This window comes from Chryseobacterium koreense CCUG 49689, assembly GCF_001045435.1.
GTDB classification, from domain to species: domain Bacteria; phylum Bacteroidota; class Bacteroidia; order Flavobacteriales; family Weeksellaceae; genus Kaistella; species Kaistella koreensis.
Genome location: NZ_LFNG01000048.1, coordinates 1 through 4,933, shown reverse-complemented (window position 1 = coordinate 4,933; position 4,933 = coordinate 1). Strand labels below are relative to the sequence as shown.

The 4,933-nt window shown below is 34.7% G+C and carries 7 protein-coding genes; all 7 read left to right on the top strand.

From position 1 onward, the window contains the following. Positions 1-156 precede the first annotated feature (156 nt). Positions 157-288 carry a hypothetical protein gene (locus ACM44_RS15885; RefSeq protein ID WP_262486491.1) on the top strand — a complete coding sequence of 44 codons (132 nt, stop codon included), beginning with the start codon at positions 157-159 and terminating at the stop codon, positions 286-288. Positions 289-606: 318 nt separating this feature from the next. Then, complete coding sequence (locus ACM44_RS14600; protein ID WP_048500799.1) at positions 607-900, top strand: type II toxin-antitoxin system HigB family toxin; 294 nt, start codon at positions 607-609, stop codon at positions 898-900. 5 nt (positions 901-905) lie between these two features. Continuing rightward, entirely contained in the window at positions 906-1,262 is a 357-nt protein-coding gene (locus tag ACM44_RS14595) for a helix-turn-helix domain-containing protein (RefSeq protein ID WP_048500798.1), read from the top strand. Between the two features lie 577 nt (positions 1,263-1,839). Then, entirely contained in the window at positions 1,840-2,388 is a 549-nt protein-coding gene (locus tag ACM44_RS14590; protein ID WP_160304071.1) for a WG repeat-containing protein, read from the top strand. Between the two features lie 383 nt (positions 2,389-2,771). Next, positions 2,772-3,314, top strand: a complete 543-nt coding sequence (locus tag ACM44_RS14585; protein ID WP_048500796.1) for a hypothetical protein — start codon at positions 2,772-2,774, stop codon at positions 3,312-3,314. A 193-nt stretch (positions 3,315-3,507) separates the two neighbouring features. Next, positions 3,508-4,443 (top strand): hypothetical protein, encoded by a 936-nt coding sequence (locus tag ACM44_RS14580; RefSeq protein ID WP_048500795.1) that lies wholly within the window; start codon positions 3,508-3,510, stop codon positions 4,441-4,443. Next, a complete protein-coding gene (locus ACM44_RS15110) occupies positions 4,443-4,724 on the top strand; it encodes a hypothetical protein (RefSeq protein WP_162488778.1) in 282 nt (93 codons plus the stop codon). The genes ACM44_RS14580 and ACM44_RS15110 overlap by 1 nt, the downstream gene beginning before the upstream one ends. Positions 4,725-4,933 lie beyond the last annotated feature (209 nt).

The following is a 4,933-nucleotide window of genomic DNA, read 5'->3' as shown; positions in this document are numbered from 1 at the left end:
AGCTCCGGTAGCTTTTCGGCGGCATTTTGGTCCTCTTATGGGATATCGTTTTTAGAATTTAGATACACAAAGCAGTTTTTTCAAAAGAACTGCTTTTTTTGTGGCGCTTGGTAGCCTTTGGGAGGGGGTTTCTGCGGTTTTTCTTAACAGTATGATATGACGGGGGTAATTGTCGAAAGCACGTTTGCTTCTGCCCAGGATGGAGATATTTCTTTCGAGGCGCTGCAGGAGTTTGGCAAAACCGTCAACTTCGCTCGAAGCACGATTCAGGATTTTGTTCGTTCTTAAATCCTGCCGAGATTTTTTTTGTAGCCATTTCGTGGGTTTTTATTGGGTTAATAAAACAGAGTTAAGGAAGCAGCGAATAGGACAAGCTACGGGAGGTTTAGATCAACATCGCTTTTCTGTAATAGATCTGAATGCGCCTTGTTTGAAGATTTGTCTTTGCTTTCCATTTCGTCTTTGTTTAAAAATTTGTGTTAATACTCGCCACTACGGCAAGCCGTTTCTCGTAATCTGTAATGCCACCAAACATACCTTTAAAAAAATTAAAGAAGTTTTCCCAATTTGGGAATTTTTGCATTATATTTGTTTAAAATTAATTGGGTGAGAGTTATAGCAAAGAAAATATTGCGAGAATTTTGGGAAAAACATTCAGATTGTGAGCAACAACTTAAATCTTGGTTTAAAGAAGTGAGTAAAGCAGAATGGAATAATCCTAATGATATAAAGGCAGCATATCCAAGCGCAAGTATTTTAGAAGATAATAGAATTTGTTTTAATATAAAGGGAAATCATTATCGACTTATGGTGAAAATTAATTATGATTATCAAATGGTTTGGATAAGATTTATTGGAACGCATAATGAATATGACAAAATTGAGGCAAACGAAATTTAAAAAAAATGAAAATTAAACCTATAAAGACAGAGAAAGATTACAATCAAGCATTGGAAAGACTTGAGGAAATTTTTGACGCCAAAAAAGGAACAAAAGAAGGCGATGAATTAGAAATTTTAGGAATTCTGATTGAAAGATATGAGGAAGAACACTTCCCTATTGATTTGCCGGATCCAATTGAGGCCATTAAATTCAGAATGGAACAACTTGACTATTCTCAAAATGATCTTGCGAATGTAATTGGTCTGAAAAGCAGAGCAAGTGAAATTCTGAATAAAAAAAGAAAACTTTCTTTGGAAATGATAAGAAATTTACACGACAGACTAAAAATTCCAACCGAAGTCCTAATACAAGCCTATTAAATGCTCTACAGCTCATAACTAAGCTTCAGCTTCGCCCAGTTCGGCTCCGCATCGGGTGGTTTCGGCTGCAAGAGAGGAGACCTTCAGCTTCGGCGGATGCAAAAGAATTACTAATCAGCGATTCCTTAGAAAAAAATAGAAATAGAGGTAAGGTCCGTTGAGCGGCACTATACTCTTGTTGTGGAGAATTAGATATTGGTAAATGGACACAAATGGATAATTATTTGGGAGAGAATGCTTTAGAATACCATAGGATGTTTGGTTTTTGGGTGGGAAACTTTCTTATTTTTTGGTGTTAGCAGAAATTCCCCTACTCGAAAACGGAGTTGTTTTTAGCCGATAACGAATAAAATTTCACTATTTTTATCTATCAAATTTTAAAAATAAAATCACCTGATTACCAATGCTTTATTTTAACGTTAGTCAGAATTCCACTACTCGAAAACGGAGTTGTTTTTAGCCGCAAACGAATAAAATTTCATTATTTTTATCTATCAAATTTTAAAAATACAAACACCTGATTATCAATGCTTTATTTTAACGTTAGTTAGGATGCTATTAAAAGGATCGTATGCAAATGAAACTTTTGAAATTTTTATTTATCACTTTATTTTTATTTTCGTGTTCTGCACAGAAAAAATTTCAAATTGTTTATGATCAAGAAAAAGGTTTAAATTATATCGCAGATAAGGATGCGAAAAGACTTAAAGTACTTGACAAAAAATATATTCTTGCCTTTCAACCTGATAAGCTAGAATATTTTAAAATTTTAAATGGAGAAAACAATAATTGGGACGCGATCGATATTAACGGTAACAAAATTTTTGAAGTTCCAGCCGAAGATTACAAAATCCCTTCACCCGCTTATTTATCTGAAAACAGAATAAGATTTATTGAAAATAACAAAATTGGGTTTAGAAACAAAAAAGGGAAAACTATTATTCCGCCACAATTTGAATATGCGGAACAATTCTATAGTGGAAAAGCAGTTTTCGGAGAAAAATGCATTAATAAAAAAATAGACGATGAACATTATATCGCAGAATGTCAAAAATATGGGTTGATTAATAAAAGCGGAAAAATAATAAAGTTCGGAGATTTTAGTTATCAGGAAATCATTAAATAAGCACTGCCTACAACAGGCTATTTCTATTAGCGGGTTTGAAGTTACATCATAAAGATTTTCGCTGGTTGTTCTTATTGTTATATTTACAAAGACTTGTAATAAAAAGACCCGCCAACAGAAATACCCAACCGATGTGCAAAAGTTGTAGCGGAGCGGAAACTTTTGCACATCGGAGCGCGGATTACATCCGCAGATATGTCAAAGCGTTTTCGCTCCCGCAAAAACCTTCAACACATCTACGGATTGGAGAAATTCCATTTCCTTTTGTAACTTCGTTCCAACGAAAATGAAACTTCGCCAAGCCGCGCTCCGTTATCGGCTAGTTTTGACAGAACTTTGTAACAAGAACATTTTAGCATAAACAACAGACAGTAAATATTACAATGACACTTGAAGAATTTCAAAATAGGTTTAAACAAAACAAGCGGTTCGACAAGTATTGGTATCACGGACTTTGTATAGCAACAATTGGTTTTTCGCTTTTAATGCTCTACTCTCTTGCAACAAATTCAACAATAAAATTCACTGATAACAAGACATTTCACTACTTCGGTTTTATTTCATTGTTTTCACTTGGCATTTACGGTTTGTTTGTTCTTAGACGACAATACAAGTTAAGCTATTGGTATAACGACTTACCGAAAGAAAAAAATTTAGAATTACTTAACGCAGTTTGTATTGAACTTATGAAATCAACTGTTAATCTAGACGACAACCAAGCCTATTTTGTTTATAGAAAAAGTTGGTGGCGAATGCCATATGAAGTTTTCTTGTTTGCCGACAAAAATATTATTGCAATAAATGTAGAAGGACTTGACCTTAGTGACGGAGGGTTCATTGACTTTGGTGCTTCAAAACGGACACAGAATAAAATACTGTTACTATTCAAAGAGAAAGCAGAAAAATTTAAAAATGACCGAACATGATTAGAATGACAATTCTTCGGACAGACAGTAAACCAGCCGCTAACATATTCTATGACAAAGAACGGGGTTGAAGTTTTCATCGAAGATTTTCTCTATTTGTACTTTTTGTTATATTTACAAAGGCTGGTTATAAAAAGTCCCGCCAACAGAAATACCCAAACGTTATGCCTCATTTTAAAAACGACAATACCGAATGACGACAAAAAGACATCCATTTAAATTTTATGGTTCTGTAGCTTTTGGGACATTATTTCTCTGTGGTTTAGGGACGCTGTTACTTTTTGCAAGTGTTGATATTTTGCAAAAAGAGAATCCTGCGACAAAGGAATATTTTATGCCGGTCTTTAGTCTCGCTCTTTATCTGCTTGCATTTTCATTGCTCTATGCTTACTGGAAAAACTCTCCCAAAATCATTCTTGACAAACAAACAATTAAAATTGGGGATGACTCTTTCAATTTAAAGGACGTAAAGGACATTACCCTGACAGGAAAAATGCCTTTTAAATTCATTATCTCTTTTCCAATGGAAGGAACTGCTATATTGTTCAATGATGGAACAGAAAAAATTCTATTTGACGACATGTATTCAAACAGTTCTGAGATAAAATTATTTCTTGAACGGGTTGTTATCAAAAAACAAGACTTTAATCACGACTCGATAAAAGAAATAAGTAAAGACGCTATTGGATTTGAAAATGAAGAAACTTTCAAGGGGAATCAATTTACAAGTTTGAGAGGAATTTCCCTTTGGGGACTTATCGGCTTTCTTACGTTTTTATTAATTAGTAAATCACCAAGTCCACCACTTGGACTTTTAATTTTCTTTGGTGCATTTGGGACATTTTGGTTCGTTTTACACTCTTGGCTGATGCACTACTTTGGACTGACTAAAGACTACTTAATCGTAAGAAATCATAATTTCTTTTGGAAGGTAAAAATTTATCGTTTGGCAGACATCAGAGAAGTTGTTTATGAAACGCAAAGAAAACAACCTAATTGCATGAGAATAATAACGAATGACTTTAGAAGTAAATTCTATCCCGCAGGGACATTGAGAGATAAAACATGGCTCGACCTCAAGGACAAGTTAGAAGCGAAAGGCGTAACTGTAAGAAATGAATGTATATAATGACAAGAAAAGCGAGACATAACAGCACCTACCCAAAAGGCGGGGTTTCGTGCTCCGCAGACACATTTGTACAAGCCGAAAGTTCAGTTCTCCGAATGAAGTTTAATGGTAAAAATCACGCCCTTCGGGTAGCTGCAAAACGATGTGCAAAAGTTTCCGCTCCGCTACAACTTCTGCACATCGGAGCGCGGATTACATCCGCAGATATGTCAAAGCGTTTTCGCTCTCGCAAAAACCTTCAACACATCTACGGATTGGAGAAATTCCATTTCCTTTTGTAACTTCGTTACAACGAAAATGAAACTTCGCCAATCCGCGCTCCGTTACAAGCAACTTTAAAAAAGACTGCCCTAAATTTAAAATACGTGAATTTTTATTCAAATAAACAAACCTCATTTGTACTTTTAATATTATCTTCTTTGTTAGTTACGGGAGGATTTATCGCGAGAAATAGTATTCTAAATTTTGAAGATAATATGTTCAAAAGTAT